Here is a 17,057-nt window from a genome sequence, read left to right as displayed (position 1 = left end):
CAAGGAGAGAGCATGAAGCTCCAGGGTTTCGGCTGGGCGATGGTTGCCGCGCTGCCTTTTCCGGCGCTGGCGCAGACCTACGTGGTGGGTGTGGAGAACCTGGCATTCCTGCCGCACTACAGCACCGATGCGCAGGGGCGCTACCAGGGCTTTGCCCGCGAGCTGCTCGACCAGTTCGCCGCCAGCGCTGGTGTGCAGTTGGAGTACCGACCGTTGCCGGTGTCGCAGCTATTGCCGTCGTTGCTCACAGGTGAGGTGGACCTCAAGTACCCCGATAACCCGGATTGGGCCGGCGAAGAGAGGGCCGGGCACAGGCTGCGCTACAGCCAGCCGGTGGTGCAGTACGTCGATGGCGTGCTGGTTGCGCCCGAGCGAGTTGGTCAGGGGGTGACGGTGCTCAAGCGCCTGGCCGTGGTCGATGGCTGGTCGCCGTGGGGCTACGAGAAAGCCATCGACAGCGGCGGGGTGGAGCGCCTGCCCAGCGGCGACCTGCGGCAGATGATCCAGCAGGCGCTGAAGCACGAGGCCGATGGCGCCTACTTCAATGTGGTGGTCGCCACCTACTACCTGGACAACATCCGCGCCCGCCCGGGGGCGCTGGTCTTCGATCCGTCACTTCCGCATACGCGCAGCAGCTTCCGGCTTTCCAGCGAGCGACACCCCGAGTTGATCCAGCGCTTCGACCGCTTCCTGGTGGAGCATGCCGCCGACGTCGCCGCGCTGAAGGCGCGCTACGGCGTGGAGGCCAGCCTGGATCCGGCGCACCTGGGCGTCGAGCAATGGAAGCTCGACTACCTGGAGCGGCAGAAGGCGAAGCAAAAGACCGTTCCGTCGCCGTGACGGGCTTCCCGCCCGCTGCGCGCTTTCCCTAGAATCGCGCCTGCCCGCCAAGGTCGTCGGGCTGCGAGGCTGATGTGAGCGTGAGTCAACTGCGAATTCCACTGGGCGATTGCTGCCTGGTCTGCGATGGGTTCCGCCTGCAGGTGGCGGGCAGGCCGTCGCTGGATTTCGACGGCGATCTGCTCTGGGCCATCGAGCAACGCATCTGGCGTCCCTTGGCCGTGGAGCTGACCGAGCGCGCAGACGGCCGCTGGGTCCAGCCATTGCCGCTGGATCGTCAGCCGGCCTTCGGCCCTCAGCAGGTGATCGGCTGGCGTGAAGATGCGGTACAGCTCGATGCGCTGTCAGCTGCGCATGAGCCGGCGGATATTTTGGGCTGGTGTCAGTCCCGCTGGCCGCAGGCGGGCATCAATAAGTCGTCCATCGATCTCACCTCTTACGCCTGGGGGCGCCTGTTGCGCCTGGATCTTCGCCGCGCCGGTCTCGCGGCGGAGGGCGGTGAGCACTTCCTCCTTCCTCACGACGCTGCCTGCGTCTACCTCGGCTATTTCCAGCTGGACTGGCCGCGCCTGCGCTTCGAACTAAATTCTTAAGAGGAAATCTTACGAATCATGTCGAAAGCCGAGGGCAACCGCCGGCTCGACAGTGATGACGTGCGCCCGACTGGGCGGCGTCTTGATATCCGGGGTATTGCCCGGGTTCCTTGCGAAAGTGTCTTAGGAGAGGTTCCCCAGAATGACAATGACAAAGCGGGTAAAGCGTCTGGCAGCGGTGCTGATCGCTGCCCAGTTGGCCGTGGTGGCGGAGGTTCCGCTGGCGCAGGCGGCAATGGTGGGCACGGGTGAAGTGCTCGAGGCTCAGCAGCAACGCGTTGATCGTGAGCAATTGCTGCACATGCTGGACGACCAGGGCGTGCAGAAGAAACTGCAGTCCATGGGCGTGGAGCGCAGCAAGGTCGAGCAGCGCATCAAGAGCCTTTCCAATGAGGAGCTGGCGCAATTCAACCAGCAACTGGACCAGGCGCCGGCAGGCGGGATCATCGGCATCATCATCCTGTTCCTGCTGATCTTCGTGATCACCGACATGCTCTGCATCACGCACATCTTCACCTTCGTCCGGTGCCAGCGTTGAGTTACCGGGCGCTGCCCCTCGTCCTGGCCGCCGCGCTGCTTGGCGGTTGTGCCAGGACGCCGCAGCTGCCGGCGGACATCGATGCGCTGCCGTCGCGCGTCGAACTCACCGATGTGCAGTTCTTCCCCCAGCAGGAGTTCCAGTGCGGCCCGGCGGCGCTGGCGACCATGCTCAACCAGCGCGGCGTGCGGGTTACGCCGCGGCAGTTGAAGGAGCGGGTTTATATCCCGGGGCGCCAGGGGAGCCTGCAGGTCGAGCTGGTCGCGGCCACGCGCGAGCAGGGGCTGCTGGCTTATCCGTTGCGGCCAAAGCTGGAAGACGTGCTGAAGGAAGTCGCGGCCGGCAATCCGGTGCTGGTGCTGCAGAACAACGGCCTGGACTGGCTGCCGATGTGGCACTACGCAGTGGTGGTCGGCTTTGATCGCGACCGCCACGAACTGGTGCTGCGCTCGGGCATCACCCAACGCCTGGTGATCGACTACACGGCATTCGACGTTACCTGGGCGCGCAGCAATCGTTGGGCGATGGTGACGGTTCCGGCGGATCGTCTTCCGGCGACCGCCGACTCGTTGCGCTGGCTGCGTTCTGCGCACGACCTGGAAGAAACCGGGCAGAAACCGTTGGCCGACGAAGCCTACCGCACGGCGACGCACGCCTGGCCGAAGGAGCCGCTGGGCTGGTTCGCCCTGGCCAATTCGCGCTATGCAGCCGGTCACCTGGACGAGGCGGAGGGCGCGCTGCGGCAGAGCCTTTCGGCGCGCCCGGACTTCGCTGCGGGCTGGTACAACCTCGCCAACGTGCTGGGCGAGCGGGGCTGCGCATCGCAGGCACAGGTGGCCGCGAGTTGTGCTCGTCAGCTGGCGCCGGGTGACTCGCGCTTTGCAGCGGCACCGGGCAGTGGGGCGGCGTCTGGGCAGTGCCAGGCGTTGCCGGCTTGCCCGGGGTCCTGAGCTCAGAAACGAAAACGGCGCCCGAAGGCGCCGTTTTCTTTGGCGGGGTGTGCGGATTACACGCCCAGCTTGTCACGCAGGCTGTAGTACCAGGCGCCGATCGCGGAGAACGGAACCTGGAACATGCGACCGCCCGGGAACGGGTAGTGCGGCAGGTCGGCGAAAGCGTCGAAACGCTCGGCCTGGCCACGCAGCGCCTCGGCCAGAACCTTGCCGGCGAGGTGGGTGTAGGTCACGCCGTGGCCGGAGCAGCCCTGGGAGTAGTAGATGTTGTCGCCGATACGGCCCACTTGCGGCAGACGCGAGAGGGTCAGCAGGAAGTTGCCGGTCCAGGCGAAGTCGATCTTCACGTTCTTCAGTTGCGGGAACACTTTCAGCATCTTCGGACGAATGATCGCCTCGATGTTCGACGGATCGCGCGCACCGTAGACCACGCCGCCACCGAAGATCAGGCGGTTGTCGCTGGTCAGGCGGTAGTAGTCCAGCAGGTAGTTGCAGTCCTCGACGCAATAGTCTTGCGGCAGCAGGGACTTGGCCAGGTCGGCGCTCAGCGGCTCGGTGGTGATCACCTGGGTGCCGCACGGCATGGACTTGGAGGCCAGTTCCGGCACCAGGCCGCCCAGGTAGGCGTTACCGGCAACCACAACGAACTTCGCCTTCACGCGGCCTTGCGGGGTGTGAACCACCGGGTTGGCTCCGCGATCGATGCGCACGGCGGGGCTCTGTTCGTGAATCACGCCGCCGAGCGATTCCACGGCTGCCGCTTCGCCCAGGGCGAGGTTCAGCGGGTGGATGTGGCCGCCGCTCATGTCGAGCATGCCGCCGACATAGCTGTCGGTCGCGACGATCTCGCGCATGCGCTTGGCATCCATCAGTTCCAGCTGGGTGTGGCCGAAGCGCTCCCAGAGCTTCTTCTGCGACTCCAGGTGACCCATCTGCTTGGCGCTGAGAGCGGCGAACACGCCACCGTCCTTCAGGTCGCACTGGATGTTGTACTTGGCGATGCGCTCGCGAATGATGCGGCCGCCTTCGAAGGCCATCTGGCCGAGCAGTTGGGCCTGCTTCGGGCCGACAGTGCGTTCGATGACGTCGATGTCGCGGCTGTAGCTGTTGACGATTTGACCACCGTTACGGCCGGACGCGCCGAAGCCGACCTTGGCGGCCTCGAGGACGGTGACCTTGAAGCCGTTTTCCAGCAGGAAGAGGGCGGTGGACAGACCTGTGTAACCGGCGCCGATGATGCACACATCGGTTTCGGTCTCACCCTGGAGTTCCGGACGCGCCGGCACCGGATTGGCGGAGGCTGCGTAATAGGAAGTGGGGTAGGGAGTGTGCGGCATATTGCACCTGTGTTTGTTATTTTTTACGAGACGAACGAATGCTACCTGAGTCGAATTCCGGCGGCTAGTGCCTGTGCAAAATAATTTACGGAAGGTCGAACATAAAAAAATTCACTTTTTCAGTGGCTTAGCGAAAAAAGTGCTTGACGCTACAAAAGCGTCGCGTAGAATGCGCCCCACACGACAGGCACATAGCTCAGTTGGTTAGAGCACCACCTTGACATGGTGGGGGTCGTTGGTTCGAGTCCAATTGTGCCTACCAAATCTGCTGCTTAGGCAGCACCGAAAAGGGCGATCCGAAAGGATCGCCCTTTTTGTTTTGGGCGATTTTTGGCCAATGCATCGGGGCGCGCCCTTCGGTCTACAGCCACAGGCCGGCTCCCATCTTCTGGTATAGCACCAGCCCCTTCGCGTGCCCGGCCTGCTGCAGTCCGGTCATCGACGCTCCCAGGCAGCCGCTCTGTCTGAACCTGTTCGCCCTCCTATATAGAAAGCAAAACGCAGTCGATAGCCATCAGTGGGGTGTTGTCGACCTTCGTCAGATGACCGCGTGGGTTGGCGATGTTGGAATGGGGGTGGTTGGATGCTGGAGGAGGGCTTGCTCGGCTGCGGGAGCGGCGGGAGATGGAGGTCGGGAGCGGCCTCTGACAGAGCTCACTTCATCGCATTGCTTTCTGCACTTTCGATTTCGTACTGCCGGCATTTTTGCTCGGCACTGGCGAAGGCCTGGTCGGGCGTTTGGTTACCGCGATAGCCGAAGCGCAGGAAGTACCTCACTACTACCTTGGTGTCCGCATCGTACTTGCTGCTGCCTTGGTCGACGGCCGCAATGGCCTGTTCCTCGGTGGTGCCCTGGTCTCGATACATGGCGCCGGCGCGAGCGAACAGCCCTATGCCCGTGCAAAACTCGGAGGCTTGGCTGCTTGTCGCAAGGATCAGCAGCATGACCAAGACGAATAGTTTCTTCATATACGCTCATTGAGCCTGCTGGCGCGGATCCTAATAAGAGTATGGAGCCTACTAGGGCGGCTTGCCGGCCTCGCGGGTGCTTTTTCTCTGCGGGCAGTTGAGGGTGTTCGTCATCAGGGCTGCTTGCTCTATTGCCCTTTTGATTGGGGCAGGATGATCCTTCCGCACTTCATTCCGCGGATTAGGCTGCGTCGTAGGCGTCAGGCAACCTTGGAGTCGTGATGAATGCTGCTGAGCAGCGCGCGGATGGCGTTGCGCGGCATCGGCCGGCCGGTCAAGTAGCCCTGGATCAGCCGGCAGCCGTTGTCCTGCAGCCAGGCCAGTTGCTCGGCGGTTTCCACGCCCTCGGCGATGATCGGGATGTTCAGCGATTCGCCGATGCCGATGATGGCGCGAACGATGGTCTGGCAGTCGTGGCGCTCGAGCACCCCGCTGATGAAGGAGCGGTCGATCTTCATCTTGTCGAACGGGAAGCGCAGCAGATAGTTGAGCGAGGCGAAGCCGGTGCCGAAATCGTCCAGCACTATCTGTACGCCCAGGCTGCGTAGCTCGCCCAGGATGGCGACGTTCTCTTCGGATGCCTCCAGCACCGTGCTCTCGGTGACCTCCAGCATCAGGTTGCCCGCCGGCAAGCCGAATTCGGCCAGCGTTTCCGCGACCAGGGTGGGCAGGGCGCGGTTGATCTGCAGCGGCGAGACGTTCACCGACACCTTCACGTCCTGCGGCCAGCGCGCCGCTTCGCGACAGGCTTCGCGCAACACCCAGGTACCGATGGGGATGATCATGCCGTTCTTCTCCGCCAGGGGGATGAACTCTGAAGGCGGCACGCTGCCCAGTTGTGGATGGTTCCAGCGCAGCAGGGTCTCGAAGCTGGCGATGCACCGTTCGGGAGATTGCACGATGGGCTGGTAGGCCAGTGACAGCTCGCCGAATTGCAGGGCGTTGCGCAGGTTGAGTTGCGGCGGGCTGTAAAGCGAAGGAAGACTGGCCTCAAGCTCGGGTGAGTACTTCTGCCATTTGTCCATCGGCAATCCGTGCGCGCTACGTTTGGCGAGGATGGCATTGCGTAGCACGCGGTCGGCGCTCATCTGTTCTTCTGATGTTGAGGCCAGGCCGGCAGTGACTTCCAGCGAAAGCGTGCGCTCCTCAAGGCCGAAGGGTTCGCGCAATCGGCTGATGGCGTTCTGGATCATCGATGTCAGATGTTCGCCTTCCAGCTGTTGCGGCAGCACTACGGCAAATTCGTCGGCGCCCAGGTGGGCTAGCAGCTCGGCTTGCGGGAAACAGTCTTCCAGGCGCCCGGCAAAAGCCTTGAGCAGGGCGTCGACGTCGCGCGGATCGAGGCCGTTGCGCAGTTGTTCGAAACCTTCGATGTCGAAGGTGATCAGCGTTGGAAGGCTCTCGCCGAGATGGTAGTGACTGAGCTTCTCGGAAAGCGCGCGCAGCAGGGCCTGGCGGTTCGGCAGGCCGCTGATGGGGTCGCGGTCGGTCTCCTGGGAGATCTTCTGGTCGCGCTGGATCAGTGCGGAGATGCAATTGGCGAGGTCGCACAGATGTCCTAGCTCGTCTTCGCGCACGCTGCGCGGCTGGGTATCGACTATGCAGAGCACGCCCAGGGCGCGACCGTCTGCATCCTTGACCGCGACACCCGCGTAGAAGCGGAAACCCAGCGGGCCGGTGACTAGTGGGTTGTCCTGGAAGTCTGGGTGGCGGGATGCGTCTTCGACGATCATCACGCCGCCGGGCCGGAGGCTGCAGCGGGCGCAGAAGGAGTCTTCGCGCGGTGTGCTCAGGCCGTGGGGCAGGCCGCTGGCGGAGAGAAGCCAGGCGCGTTTGGCAGCAATCAGCGAGATGGCCGAAATCGGCACGCTATATAGATGTGCAGCCAGTCGGGTGAAGGTGTCGAACTGCGGGTTGGCCGGTGTGTCCAGGTAGCCGCTGCTATATAGAGATCGCAGGCGCTCCTGCTCGTCCGCCGCAACCGGGAAGAGTGAAGCGGGCTCATGCGACGCGGCGCTGTCGGAGGTGCGGGGTGGAAAAGGCATCTCCTTTCCCTGGGGCTCTTCGCTATGCATCGAGTATCCCTCTTGAGCCATTCCTGTCCCTGGTGCTGTCGTGGGCCGGTCGGGCGACGCTTGAGAGGCGTCCGGGCGGAACAGGCTGTCGACGAAAAAACAGTGTAGTTTGCCTGGCGAAAGTGGAGTGGTTCTGCCGCTCATGGTCGTGCTGCAAGGCTTGCGGCAGGTTTCTGGAGGTTCTATGCGGGGTTGGTCGAGGTTGGGCGTGGCGCTGCTGGGAATGGGGGCAGCCTTTGTCGCGTGGTCGGCCGAGGAGGGTGTGGTGAGCTGGCCGGCGGGGTGGCAGGTTTCGCGCTCGCCGGAGGCTCCGACGGATGACGTGCCGCTGGTGCGCGAGCGGGGCGTCAAGCTGGCGGCTGACGGTACTCAGGTGCTTGTCATGGAAGTCACCCGCAGTCGCCTGGCGGCTTCGCATGATGTGGACATGCAGCGAGTGATCCTGCAGATGCGCAAGTCATTGCAGATTGATTTTCTTCGCCAGGGGCTCCAGGCGGCTTGTAGCAAGCCGAAGGATGCGACCTTGGGAGGGTTGGCGGCGGTGGAGTTGATCTGCTCGGTGAGCCAGAACGGCAATGAGGTGCTGAAGCAGGTGTTGCAGGTGGCGGTCGGCAAGGAGGCGGCTTATTCGCTGAGCTATGCCTCCCCGGCGGCGCAGTATCAGGAGCAGAAGGCCGATATAGAGGCTGTGAAGTCTGCTTTGAAATTGCAGTAGTAAATGCTGCAGATATGAAAAGCCCCGCTCGATGCGGGGCTTTGCGTTTGCCTTGGCGATCAGGCGGCGAGCGAGGTCTGCACACGCTCGATAACGGCTTGCAGCGGCTCCGGGTTCTGATACTGCTGCGGATAAAGGCGCTCGCTGTGGCGGGCGATACCGTGCTCATTGACCAGCGTGAAGCTGAAACTGTCTTTGCGCGCGGCCATGATGATGCAGTTGAGCGGGGCGAATGCCACCTTGAGGGTGCGGATCGCCTCCTGGATCTGGATGGTCTTTTTCATGTTGTCTTGGTCTTCCAAACTGTAACGGTGCTATAGACCGTTCGAATCGTAAAAAACTCCGGTCAATTGAGGATGCGTTAGCTCTGTGACTGGAATATGGCAGCGAATGAAAACTTCAGGTTGTTCGTCAGGTATGCGCAGGCGAAGGATGGCAATCCTGAAAGCTTCAGCTGCTGGCGTCGATCTGGCGATCCGAGTCGGGATCGAGCCTGGGAGGATGTCGACGTTCTGCTGGCTATTGGCCGAGGCCCTGTGGATCCCAGTAGCGTGCCCAATCGGGGAGGTGCTGGGAGGGGCGACCTTGGTTCGTAACTCGCGGCGCGGATTCTACGCGATTGATCAGATTTTATTCAAGTCGAGTTTGTAAGGAAGAATGAAAAAGGGCGCCTTTGGGCGCCCTTTGTGAATCAGCTCTGCAGCCAGGATTCGACGGTTGCAGCGCCGTGCTGCTGTTTCCAGGCTTTCAGGGTCTTGTGGTTACCGCCCTTGGTCTCGATGACTTCACCGGACTGCGGGTTCTTGTAGACCTTCAGTTGGCGAGTACGGCGCGGCGCGACTGCTGCGGGCACGGCATTGCGGGTGCCATGCGGATCGAGAATCTCGACCACGTTGCGCAGGTTCATGCCGTATTCGTCCATCAGGGCCTGCAGTTCGTCCTTGAATTCCAGTTCTTTCTTCAGGCTGCTGTCGCTTTTCAGCTTTTCCAGCAGGGCCAGTTGTTCTTTGAGCAGGCGCTCGGCTTCGCGGAATTCTGCAAGTTTGGACATTGATGCACTCCAGGAGGGTCTTTCCGAAACGCTTGCCGAATGAGTCGAGAGTGACGAATTCGGGATTCGGAATTTTTATGGGCGCGAAATTATTAATTTAAAGCGGCCGACTGTGCAATCTCTTCGCATGCCGTTTCTACTTCGTCTCAAGAATTGACGAAGACCATTTCGATTGCCGACTTTATTGCTGACCCCGGATGCGCGGATAATTGCGTTCAATCAATAAAGGGCGAGCTCTTGCGAACGATCTCGCCCGCGTTTTGCGTGTGTTGTTCAAGAGGTAGAACGATGTCTTCCCCGTTGTTGAGCTTGCGCCTGAATGGTCGTGACTTCTCGTGTCAGGTAGAGGGGGAGGGGGCGCCCCTGGTAATGGTGCACGGCTCCCTTTGCGATTACCGCTATTGGCAATGGCAATTACGCGGGCTGGGTGAGCACTGCCGGCTGATAGTGCCGAGCTTGCGTCACTATTATCCGGAGGCTTGGAGCGGCGAGGGCGGCGATTTCACTACGCACCAACATGTAGAGGATCTGCTGGCATTGCTCGACTGGATTGGCGAGCCGGCGCATCTGCTGGGGCATTCGCGTGGCGGCAATCTCTGCTTGAGGGTGGCGTTGGCGGCTCCCGAGCGTTTGCGCTCGCTGGTGTTGGCCGATCCGGGTGGCGACTTCGCGGCAGATGTGTTTCGTGCGGCAGGTATGGTCGCTCCGGTCGCGCCGGCCGAGCGCAATCGTTTTCGCGAGCAGGCGCTACAGCTGATCAGGCAGGGCGAGCGAGAGGCTGGATTGCAGCTGTTCGTCGACACCGTGAGCGGTGAAGGCGTCTGGCAGCGGTCTTCCCGGCATTTTCGCGAAATGGCGGCGGACAACGCCATGACCCTGATAGGCCAGGTTGCCGATCAGCCTGAGCCTCTCTCGCTTGCGGCGTTGTCCGGTCTGGATGTGCCCACGCTACTGATCAGTGGCGAGCGCAGTCCGGAGCCATTTCCCAGCGTGGCAGAGGCGCTGCACAAGGTGCTTCCGGTTGCTCAGGTGGCGCGCATCGCCGGTGCCTCGCACGGGATGAACGCCACTCGTCCAGCGGCCTTCAATCGTGCAGTGCTGGGTTTCATCGCTACGCTCTAGCTGCCGCTCGTCAGTTTCGGCGAGTTGCAGTACCATGCACGCTTCATTTTGGCCTGGAGCTTCCGGGCCCCAATTCGATCTTCCAGTGATCTCCGTCCGCGCGCGAATGCGCAGGGTGCCGACAAGGCGCCTGCCACTGTGAGGCAGGCACGCCCGGCGGGCGACGCTTACTGGCACATCCCAACCCATGTGGCCTTTCGTAGGGGTCACCACTAGGAGAGGAGGCGCCATGCCCATCATTACTCTTCCCGACGGTAGTCAGCGGTCTTTCGATCACCCGGTCAGCGTGGCCGAGGTGGCGCAATCCATTGGTGCGGGCCTGGCCAAGGCCACCGTGGCCGGCAAGGTCAACGGCAAGCTGGTCGATGCCTGCGATCCGATCGAGCACGACGCGACCCTGCAGATCATCACCCCGAAGGACGAGGAAGGGCTGGAAATCATCCGCCACTCGTGCGCGCACCTGGTCGGCCATGCGGTCAAGCAGCTGTACCCGACTGCCAAGATGGTCATCGGTCCGGTCATCGATGAAGGCTTCTATTACGACATCTCGTTCGAGCGTCCCTTCACGCCTGACGATATGGCGGCGATCGAGAAGCGCATGGCCGAGTTGATCGACAAGGACTACGACGTCATCAAGAAGATGACTCCGCGCGCCAAGGTCATCGAGGTCTTCAAGTCCCGCGGCGAGGAATACAAGCTGCGCCTCATCGACGACATGCCCGATGAGAAGGCCATGGGCCTTTACTACCACGAAGAGTACGTGGACATGTGCCGTGGTCCGCACGTGCCCAACACTCGTTTCCTCAAGGCATTCAAGCTGACTAAGATCTCCGGCGCCTACTGGCGCGGCGATTCGAAGAACGAGCAGCTGCAGCGTATCTACGGCACGGCGTGGGGCGACAAGAAGCAGCTGGCGGCATACGTCCAGCGCATCGAGGAAGCTGAGAAACGCGACCACCGCCGCATCGGCAAGCAGCTGGACCTGTTCCACCTGCAAGAAGAAGCGCCGGGCATGGTCTTCTGGCACCCCAACGGCTGGACGGTTTATCAGGTGCTCGAGCAGTACATGCGCAAAGTGCAGCGCGAGCACGGTTATGTGGAGGTTCGTACCCCTCAGGTCGTCGACCGCATTCTTTGGGAGCGTTCGGGCCACTGGTCGAACTACGCCGAGAACATGTTCACCACTTCGTCGGAAAGTCGCGATTTCGCGGTCAAGCCGATGAACTGCCCGTGCCACGTGCAGATCTTCAACCAGGGCCTGAAGTCCTACCGCGATCTGCCGCTGCGCCTGGCTGAGTTCGGCGCCTGCCATCGCAACGAGCCCTCGGGCGCGCTGCACGGCATCATGCGCGTTCGTGGCTTCACCCAGGATGACGCACACATCTTCTGCACCGAAGAGCAGGTGAAGAAGGAAGCTGCCGACTTCATCAAGCTGACCCTGCAGGTCTACTCCGACTTCGGCTTCTCCGACATCTCCATGAAGCTGTCGACCCGCCCGGCCAAGCGCGTGGGTTCCGAAGAGCTGTGGGATCGCGCCGAGCGCGCGCTGGCCGATGCGCTGGACGAGTCGGGCCTGGAGTGGGAATACCAGCCGGGCGAGGGCGCTTTCTACGGTCCGAAGATCGAGTTCACCCTCAAGGATTGCCTGGGCCGTAACTGGCAGTGCGGGACCCTGCAATACGACCCGAACCTGCCCGAGCGACTGGATGCCAGCTATATCGCCGAAGATAACAGCCGTACCCGTCCGGTAATGCTGCATCGCGCGATCCTTGGCTCCTTCGAGCGCTTCATCGGTATGCTCATCGAGCACTACGCCGGCCTGTTCCCAGCCTGGCTCGCGCCGACCCAGGCGGTGGTGATGAACATCACTGATAAACAGGGCGAATGGGCGGAAGAAGTGGTCCGCCAGCTCGAGCAAAGCGGATTCCGTGCCAAGTCCGACTTGAGAAACGAGAAAATCGGCTTTAAAATCCGCGAGCATACTTTGCTCAAGGTTCCCTATCTCCTAGTTATTGGGGATCGGGAGGTTGAATCGAAGGCCGTCGCCGTACGTACGCGCGAAGGGGAAGACCTCGGCTCGATGCCGCTTTCCCAGTTCGTCGAGCTACTGACTGGGGCGGTTTCCCGGCGTGGTCGCCAAGACTTGGAGTAATCATTATTAAGCGTGAAATGAGACAGGATAAGCGGGCTCTCCCGAAACCGCCGATCAACGAGAACATCACCGCACGTGAAGTGCGCCTGATCGGTGCTGACGGTCAGCAGATCGGTGTAGTCACCCTCGACGAGGCACTGCGCCACGCCGAAGAGGCCAAGCTGGACCTGGTGGAAATCTCTGCTGATGCGGTGCCTCCTGTCTGCCGCATCATGGATTACGGCAAGCACCTGTTCGAGAAGAAGAAGCAGGCGGCGGCTGCGAAGAAGAACCAGCACCAGCAACAGATCAAAGAAATCAAATTCCGACCAGGGACGGAAGAAGGGGATTACCAGGTAAAACTACGCAACCTGGTACGTTTCCTGAGTGATGGGGACAAGGCCAAGGTATCCTTGCGATTCCGTGGCCGTGAGATGGCCCACCAGGAGCTGGGCATGGAGCTGTTGAAGCGGGTCGAAACCGATCTCGCTGAATTCGGCACCGTGGAACAGCATCCTAAGCTGGAAGGACGCCAGCTGATGATGGTCATCGCTCCCAAGAAGCGTAAATAACCTCCCGGGCACTGGCAGGCCTGATGGTTATCAGTTGTTAACGAATGCGGAGTACCAAACATGCCAAAGATGAAAACCAAGAGTGGCGCTAAGAAGCGCTTCAAAGTGACTGCTGGTGGCATCAAGCACAAGCACGCTTTCAAGAGCCACATCCTGACCAAAATGACCACCAAGCGTAAGCGTCAACTGCGCGGCACCTCGCTGCTCGCGAAGTCTGATGTACGCCGTGTAGAACGCTCGCTGCGTCTGCGTTGATTTTTGGAGGATATGTAAATGGCTCGTGTTAAGCGTGGCGTGATCGCCCGTCGTCGTCACAAGAAGATTCTGAAACTCGCCAAAGGCTACTACGGCGCGCGTTCGCGCGTGTTCCGCGTTGCCAAGCAGGCGGTGATCAAGGCCGGCCAATACGCCTACCGTGACCGTCGTCAGCGCAAGCGTCAGTTCCGCGCCCTGTGGATCGCTCGTATCAACGCCGGTGCTCGTATGAACGGTCTGTCCTACAGCCGTCTGATCGCTGGCCTGAAGAAGGCGGCCATCGAGATCGACCGTAAGGTCCTGGCCGATCTGGCTGTGAACGAAAAAGCGGCGTTTACCGCGATTGTCGAGAAAGCGAAGGCCAGCCTGGCTTAAGCCCTACGACAGTTACCGGATCTCGGTCCGGAGGTAACGTCACCGATAGGGGAAGAGCCTTACCGCTCTTCCCCTATTTTTGTATCTGGAGTTGGTACATGGAAAACCTGGACGCGCTGGTCTCGCAGGCCCTGGACGCCGTGCGGAACACCGAAGACGTCAACGCCCTGGAGCAGATCCGGGTTCACTACCTCGGCAAGAAAGGCGAGCTGACTCAGGTGATGAAGACCCTGGGCGACCTGCCGGCCGCAGAGCGCCCCAAGGTCGGTGCGCTGATCAACGTTGCCAAGGAAAAGGTTCAGGACGCGCTGAACGCCCGCAAGACCGACCTTGAAGGCGCGGCGTTGGCAGCCAAACTGGCGGCTGAGCGTGTCGACGTGACCCTGCCGGGCCGCGGCCAGTCCTCCGGTGGCCTGCATCCGGTCACCCGTACCAAGGAGCGCATCGAGCAGTGCTTCACTCGTATCGGTTACGAAGTAGCCGAGGGGCCGGAAGTCGAAGATGACTACCACAACTTCGAAGCGCTCAATATCCCCGGCCACCATCCGGCGCGGGCGATGCACGACACCTTCTATTTCAACGCGAACATGCTGCTGCGTACCCACACCTCGCCGGTGCAGGTGCGTACCATGGAGAGCCAGCGCCCGCCGATCCGCATCGTCTGCCCCGGTCGTGTGTACCGCTGCGACTCCGACCTGACCCACTCCCCGATGTTCCACCAGATCGAAGGTCTGCTGATCGACGAAGACGTCAGCTTCGCGGATCTGAAAGGTACCATCGAGGAGTTCCTGCGCGCCTTCTTCGAGAAAGAGTTCTCGGTGCGCTTCCGTCCGTCCTTCTTCCCGTTCACCGAGCCTTCGGCTGAGGTCGATATCCAGTGCGTGCTGTGCAGCGGCAAAGGCTGCCGCGTGTGCAAGCAAACGGGCTGGCTGGAAGTGATGGGTTGCGGAATGGTGCATCCGAACGTGCTGCGCATGTCCGGCATCGATCCAGAAAAGTACCAGGGCTTCGCCTTTGGCATGGGTATCGAGCGTCTGGCCATGCTGCGCTACGGCGTCAATGACTTGCGCCTGTTCTTCGACAACGACCTGCGCTTCCTCGGGCAATTCCGCTAGGCCGCGCACGACGTCAACGAATTATTAGGAGAGCAGGATGAAATTCAGTGAACAGTGGCTGCGGAGCTGGGTGAATCCGCAGGTTTCCCGTGACGAGCTGGTTGCTCGTCTGTCCATGGCAGGCCTTGAGGTCGATGCCGTGATTCCCGTAGCCGGCGTCTTCAGCGGCGTGGTTGTGGGTGAGGTGCTCAGCACCGAGCAGCACCCGGATGCAGACAAGCTGCGCGTGTGCCAGGTCAGCAATGGCAGCGAGACCTTCCAGGTCGTCTGCGGTGCGCCGAATGTGCGCCCGGGCCTGAAGATCCCCTTCGCCATGATTGGCGCAGAGCTTCCGGGTGACTTCAAGATCAAGAAGGCCAAGCTGCGTGGCGTTGAGTCCAACGGCATGCTGTGCTCGGCCAAAGAGCTGGAAATCAGCGACGACAACGCAGGGCTCATGGAGCTGGCGGCCGATGCCCCGGTGGGTGCGAGCATTCGCGACTACCTGGAGCTGGATGACGCCTCGATCGAGATCGGTCTGACCCCAAACCGCGGTGACTGCCTGTCGCTGACCGGTCTTGCTCGCGAAGTCGGCGCGCTGTACGCAGCGCCCGTTACCTTCGTTGACGTAAAGCCGGTTGCACCGAGCATCGATGATATTCGTTCCATCGAACTGCTGGCGCCGAGCGCCTGCCCGCGCTACCTCGGCCGGGTTATCCGCAATGTCGACCTGAGCAAGCCGACCCCGCTGTGGATGGTTGAGCGCCTGCGACGTTCGGATATCCGTAGCATCGACGCAGCAGTGGACATCACCAACTACGTGATGCTCGAGCTGGGCCAGCCGATGCATGCCTTCGATCTTGATGAGATCAAGGGCGGCATTCGTGTGCGTATGGCTGAAGAGGGCGAGAAGCTGGTCCTGCTGGACGGCCAGGAAGTGGCTCTGCGCGGCGATACCCTTGTGATTGCCGACCACGAGCGCGCGCTGGCTATGGCTGGCGTGATGGGCGGCGAGCACAGTGGTGTCAGTGAGAAGACTCGCGATCTGTTCCTGGAAAGCGCCTTCTTCGACAACATCGCTGTCGCTGGCAAGGCTCGCTCGTATGGCCTGCACACCGACGCCTCGCATCGCTACGAGCGTGGCGTGGACTTCGCGCTGGCCCGTCGCGCCATGGAGCGCGCCACCGAACTGCTGCTGCAGATCGTGGGTGGGCAGGCCGGTCCTGTTACCGAGCAAGTCAGCGAGGCGCATCTGCCGAAGCTTGAGCCGGTGGTGCTGCGTGCCGAGCGTGTCGAGCAGATGCTGGGCATGAAGATGGACGCTACGGAAATCGAGCGCCTGCTCTCCGCGCTGGAGTTCCAGGTGAAATCTGATGGGGAAGGGCGCTGGACGGTGGGAGTTCCCAGTCATCGCTTCGACGTTTCCCTGGAGGTCGACCTGATTGAAGAGCTCGGTCGCCTGTATGGCTACAACCGCCTGCCGGTACGTTATCCGCAAGCGCGCCTGGCCCCGAACAACAAGTCCGAGACCCAGGCAGAGCTGCCGGCGCTGCGCCGTCTCCTGATTGCTCGCGACTATCAGGAAGCCATTACCTACAGCTTCATCGATCCGAAGTGGTTCGAGCTGTTCCACCCGGGCGTAAAGCCCTTGACGCTGGCTAACCCGATCTCTGCAGATATGGCCGCCATGCGCGCCTCGCTGTGGCCGGGCCTGGTCAAGGCGCTGCAGCACAACCTGAACCGTCAGCAAACCCGTGTTCGCTTGTTCGAAAGCGGCCTGCGTTTTGTCGGGCAGCTTGAGGGGCTGAAGCAGGAAAACATGCTGGCCGGTGTGATCTGCGGCGGCCGTCAGCCTGAGGGCTGGGCGAACGTGCGTGATAACGTCGACTTCTTCGATATGAAAGCCGATGTTGAGGCGCTGCTGGCCAGTGCTAGCGCAGCCGACAGCTTCACCTTTGTCCCGGGCGAGCACCCGGCGCTGCACCCGGGGCAGACTGCTCGTGTGGAGCGTGAGGGTGAACTGGTGGGTTACGTGGGAGCGCTGCACCCGGAGCTTGCCAAGGCGCTGGGCTTGGATCGCCCGGTGTATCTGTTCGAACTAGTGCTGGGTGAGCTGGTGCGTGGCCGACTGCCGAAGTTCAGTGAACTGTCGCGCTTCCCGGAAGTGCGCCGCGATCTGGCGCTGGTTGTGAATCGCGATGTTCCGGCCGAATCGATCCTCGCGACTATTCGCGAGGAGGCGGGGGAGTGGCTCACGGACCTCAGGCTGTTTGACGTCTATCAAGGTAAAGGCATTGATCCGCTTGGAAAAAGCTTGGCGGTTGGCTTGACCTGGCAGCATCCATCACGCACTCTTAATGATGACGAGGTGAACGCGACTACGCTGCAAATCGTTGCCTCGCTGGAGCAAAGGTTCAACGCCACGTTAAGGAAGTAG

Annotated in this window: 17 protein-coding genes and 1 tRNA gene; 13 read left to right on the top strand and 5 right to left on the bottom strand. The window is 61.6% G+C overall.

The annotated features are described in order from the left end of the window. Positions 1–12: 12 nt before the first annotated feature. The 4 genes from ACA097_RS03940 to ACA097_RS03925 all read left to right on the top strand — a co-directional run bounded on the left by ACA097_RS03940 (position 13) and on the right by ACA097_RS03925 (position 2,921). On the top strand, positions 13–840 hold the full coding sequence (locus ACA097_RS03940) for a transporter substrate-binding domain-containing protein (RefSeq protein ID WP_371368625.1): 828 nt from the start codon (positions 13–15) through the stop codon (positions 838–840). A gap of 80 nt (positions 841–920) precedes the next feature. Further along, positions 921–1,433, top strand: a complete 513-nt coding sequence (locus ACA097_RS03935) for a hypothetical protein (protein WP_371368623.1) — start codon at positions 921–923, stop codon at positions 1,431–1,433. Positions 1,434–1,575: 142 nt separating this feature from the next. Then, positions 1,576–1,971 carry a PA2779 family protein gene (locus tag ACA097_RS03930; RefSeq protein WP_371368621.1) on the top strand — a complete coding sequence of 132 codons (396 nt, stop codon included), beginning with the start codon at positions 1,576–1,578 and terminating at the stop codon, positions 1,969–1,971. Between the two features lie 35 nt (positions 1,972–2,006). After that, entirely contained in the window at positions 2,007–2,921 is a 915-nt protein-coding gene (locus ACA097_RS03925) for a PA2778 family cysteine peptidase (RefSeq protein WP_371370475.1), read from the top strand. 56 nt (positions 2,922–2,977) lie between these two features. On the opposite strand, the gene ACA097_RS03920 is transcribed toward ACA097_RS03925, so the two are convergent. Continuing rightward, positions 2,978–4,261, bottom strand: coding sequence for an NAD(P)/FAD-dependent oxidoreductase (locus tag ACA097_RS03920; RefSeq protein WP_371368619.1), 1,284 nt, complete (start codon positions 4,259–4,261; stop codon positions 2,978–2,980). A 185-nt stretch (positions 4,262–4,446) separates the two neighbouring features. Between ACA097_RS03920 and ACA097_RS03915 the strand changes: the two genes are divergently transcribed. Further along, a tRNA-Val gene (locus ACA097_RS03915) sits at positions 4,447–4,523 on the top strand. Positions 4,524–4,915: 392 nt separating this feature from the next. Here the strand turns inward: ACA097_RS03915 and ACA097_RS03910 are convergent. Both ACA097_RS03910 and ACA097_RS03905 read right to left on the bottom strand, forming a co-directional pair. Continuing rightward, positions 4,916–5,230, bottom strand: a complete 315-nt coding sequence (locus ACA097_RS03910; RefSeq protein WP_043250910.1) for a hypothetical protein — start codon at positions 5,228–5,230, stop codon at positions 4,916–4,918. 200 nt (positions 5,231–5,430) lie between these two features. Beyond that, entirely contained in the window at positions 5,431–7,275 is a 1,845-nt protein-coding gene (locus ACA097_RS03905) for a putative bifunctional diguanylate cyclase/phosphodiesterase (protein WP_371368617.1), read from the bottom strand. Positions 7,276–7,447: 172 nt separating this feature from the next. On the opposite strand from ACA097_RS03905, the gene ACA097_RS03900 reads away from it, so the two are divergent. Next, on the top strand, positions 7,448–8,020 hold the full coding sequence (locus tag ACA097_RS03900; protein WP_371368615.1) for a DUF4946 domain-containing protein: 573 nt from the start codon (positions 7,448–7,450) through the stop codon (positions 8,018–8,020). Between the two features lie 59 nt (positions 8,021–8,079). On the opposite strand, the gene ACA097_RS03895 is transcribed toward ACA097_RS03900, so the two are convergent. Both ACA097_RS03895 and ACA097_RS03890 read right to left on the bottom strand, forming a co-directional pair. Beyond that, on the bottom strand, positions 8,080–8,304 hold the full coding sequence (locus tag ACA097_RS03895) for a hypothetical protein (protein WP_043250912.1): 225 nt from the start codon (positions 8,302–8,304) through the stop codon (positions 8,080–8,082). A 407-nt stretch (positions 8,305–8,711) separates the two neighbouring features. Further along, positions 8,712–9,071 (bottom strand): histone-like nucleoid-structuring protein, MvaT/MvaU family, encoded by a 360-nt coding sequence (locus tag ACA097_RS03890; RefSeq protein WP_043250914.1) that lies wholly within the window; start codon positions 9,069–9,071, stop codon positions 8,712–8,714. A 288-nt stretch (positions 9,072–9,359) separates the two neighbouring features. Here ACA097_RS03890 and ACA097_RS03885 point away from each other — a divergent pair, with 288 nt between their 5' ends. From ACA097_RS03885 to pheT, 7 genes are all read left to right on the top strand, one after another. Then, positions 9,360–10,193: an alpha/beta fold hydrolase gene (locus ACA097_RS03885; RefSeq protein ID WP_371368613.1), complete on the top strand. Its 834-nt coding sequence runs from the start codon at positions 9,360–9,362 to the stop codon at positions 10,191–10,193. Between the two features lie 229 nt (positions 10,194–10,422). Continuing rightward, a complete protein-coding gene (gene thrS / locus ACA097_RS03880; protein WP_043250916.1) occupies positions 10,423–12,345 on the top strand; it encodes a threonine--tRNA ligase in 1,923 nt (640 codons plus the stop codon). Next, the gene (infC, locus tag ACA097_RS03875) at positions 12,345–12,896 is read left to right on the top strand and encodes a translation initiation factor IF-3 (RefSeq protein WP_197539269.1); all 552 of its coding nucleotides are present in this window, start codon (positions 12,345–12,347) and stop codon (positions 12,894–12,896) included. The genes thrS and infC overlap by 1 nt, the downstream gene beginning before the upstream one ends. A 60-nt stretch (positions 12,897–12,956) precedes the next feature. After that, positions 12,957–13,151 (top strand): 50S ribosomal protein L35, encoded by a 195-nt coding sequence (rpmI, locus tag ACA097_RS03870; protein ID WP_043250918.1) that lies wholly within the window; start codon positions 12,957–12,959, stop codon positions 13,149–13,151. 18 nt (positions 13,152–13,169) lie between these two features. Next, positions 13,170–13,526, top strand: coding sequence for a 50S ribosomal protein L20 (gene rplT / locus ACA097_RS03865; RefSeq protein WP_043250919.1), 357 nt, complete (start codon positions 13,170–13,172; stop codon positions 13,524–13,526). 98 nt (positions 13,527–13,624) lie between these two features. Further along, positions 13,625–14,641, top strand: coding sequence for a phenylalanine--tRNA ligase subunit alpha (pheS, locus tag ACA097_RS03860; RefSeq protein WP_371368610.1), 1,017 nt, complete (start codon positions 13,625–13,627; stop codon positions 14,639–14,641). Positions 14,642–14,678: 37 nt separating this feature from the next. After that, a complete protein-coding gene (pheT, locus tag ACA097_RS03855; protein WP_371368608.1) occupies positions 14,679–17,057 on the top strand; it encodes a phenylalanine--tRNA ligase subunit beta in 2,379 nt (792 codons plus the stop codon).

This window comes from Pseudomonas sp. QL9, assembly GCF_041409665.1.
Lineage (GTDB): Bacteria > Pseudomonadota > Gammaproteobacteria > Pseudomonadales > Pseudomonadaceae > Pseudomonas > Pseudomonas knackmussii.
The sequence above is the reverse complement of the archived record's forward strand: the minus strand, read 5'-3'. Positions and strand labels throughout refer to the sequence as shown.

Bases quoted from the DNA above. Each gene is read 5' to 3' on its own strand.
- ACA097_RS03940 (WP_371368625.1), top strand. From the start codon at position 13: ATGAAGCTCCAGGGTTTCGGCTGGGCGATGGTTGCCGCGCTGCCTTTT.
- ACA097_RS03930 (WP_371368621.1), top strand. From the start codon at position 1,576: ATGACAATGACAAAGCGGGTAAAGCGTCTGGCAGCGGTGCTGATCGCT.
- ACA097_RS03920 (WP_371368619.1), bottom strand. From the start codon at position 4,261: ATGCCGCACACTCCCTACCCCACTTCCTATTACGCAGCCTCCGCCAAT.
- ACA097_RS03910 (WP_043250910.1), bottom strand. From the start codon at position 5,230: ATGAAGAAACTATTCGTCTTGGTCATGCTGCTGATCCTTGCGACAAGC.
- ACA097_RS03905 (WP_371368617.1), bottom strand. From the start codon at position 7,275: ATGCCTTTTCCACCCCGCACCTCCGACAGCGCCGCGTCGCATGAGCCC.
- ACA097_RS03900 (WP_371368615.1), top strand. From the start codon at position 7,448: ATGGTCGTGCTGCAAGGCTTGCGGCAGGTTTCTGGAGGTTCTATGCGG.
- ACA097_RS03895 (WP_043250912.1), bottom strand. From the start codon at position 8,304: ATGAAAAAGACCATCCAGATCCAGGAGGCGATCCGCACCCTCAAGGTG.
- ACA097_RS03890 (WP_043250914.1), bottom strand. From the start codon at position 9,071: ATGTCCAAACTTGCAGAATTCCGCGAAGCCGAGCGCCTGCTCAAAGAA.
- ACA097_RS03885 (WP_371368613.1), top strand. From the start codon at position 9,360: ATGTCTTCCCCGTTGTTGAGCTTGCGCCTGAATGGTCGTGACTTCTCG.
- thrS (WP_043250916.1), top strand. From the start codon at position 10,423: ATGCCCATCATTACTCTTCCCGACGGTAGTCAGCGGTCTTTCGATCAC.
- rpmI (WP_043250918.1), top strand. From the start codon at position 12,957: ATGCCAAAGATGAAAACCAAGAGTGGCGCTAAGAAGCGCTTCAAAGTG.
- rplT (WP_043250919.1), top strand. From the start codon at position 13,170: ATGGCTCGTGTTAAGCGTGGCGTGATCGCCCGTCGTCGTCACAAGAAG.
- pheS (WP_371368610.1), top strand. From the start codon at position 13,625: ATGGAAAACCTGGACGCGCTGGTCTCGCAGGCCCTGGACGCCGTGCGG.
- pheT (WP_371368608.1), top strand. From the start codon at position 14,679: ATGAAATTCAGTGAACAGTGGCTGCGGAGCTGGGTGAATCCGCAGGTT.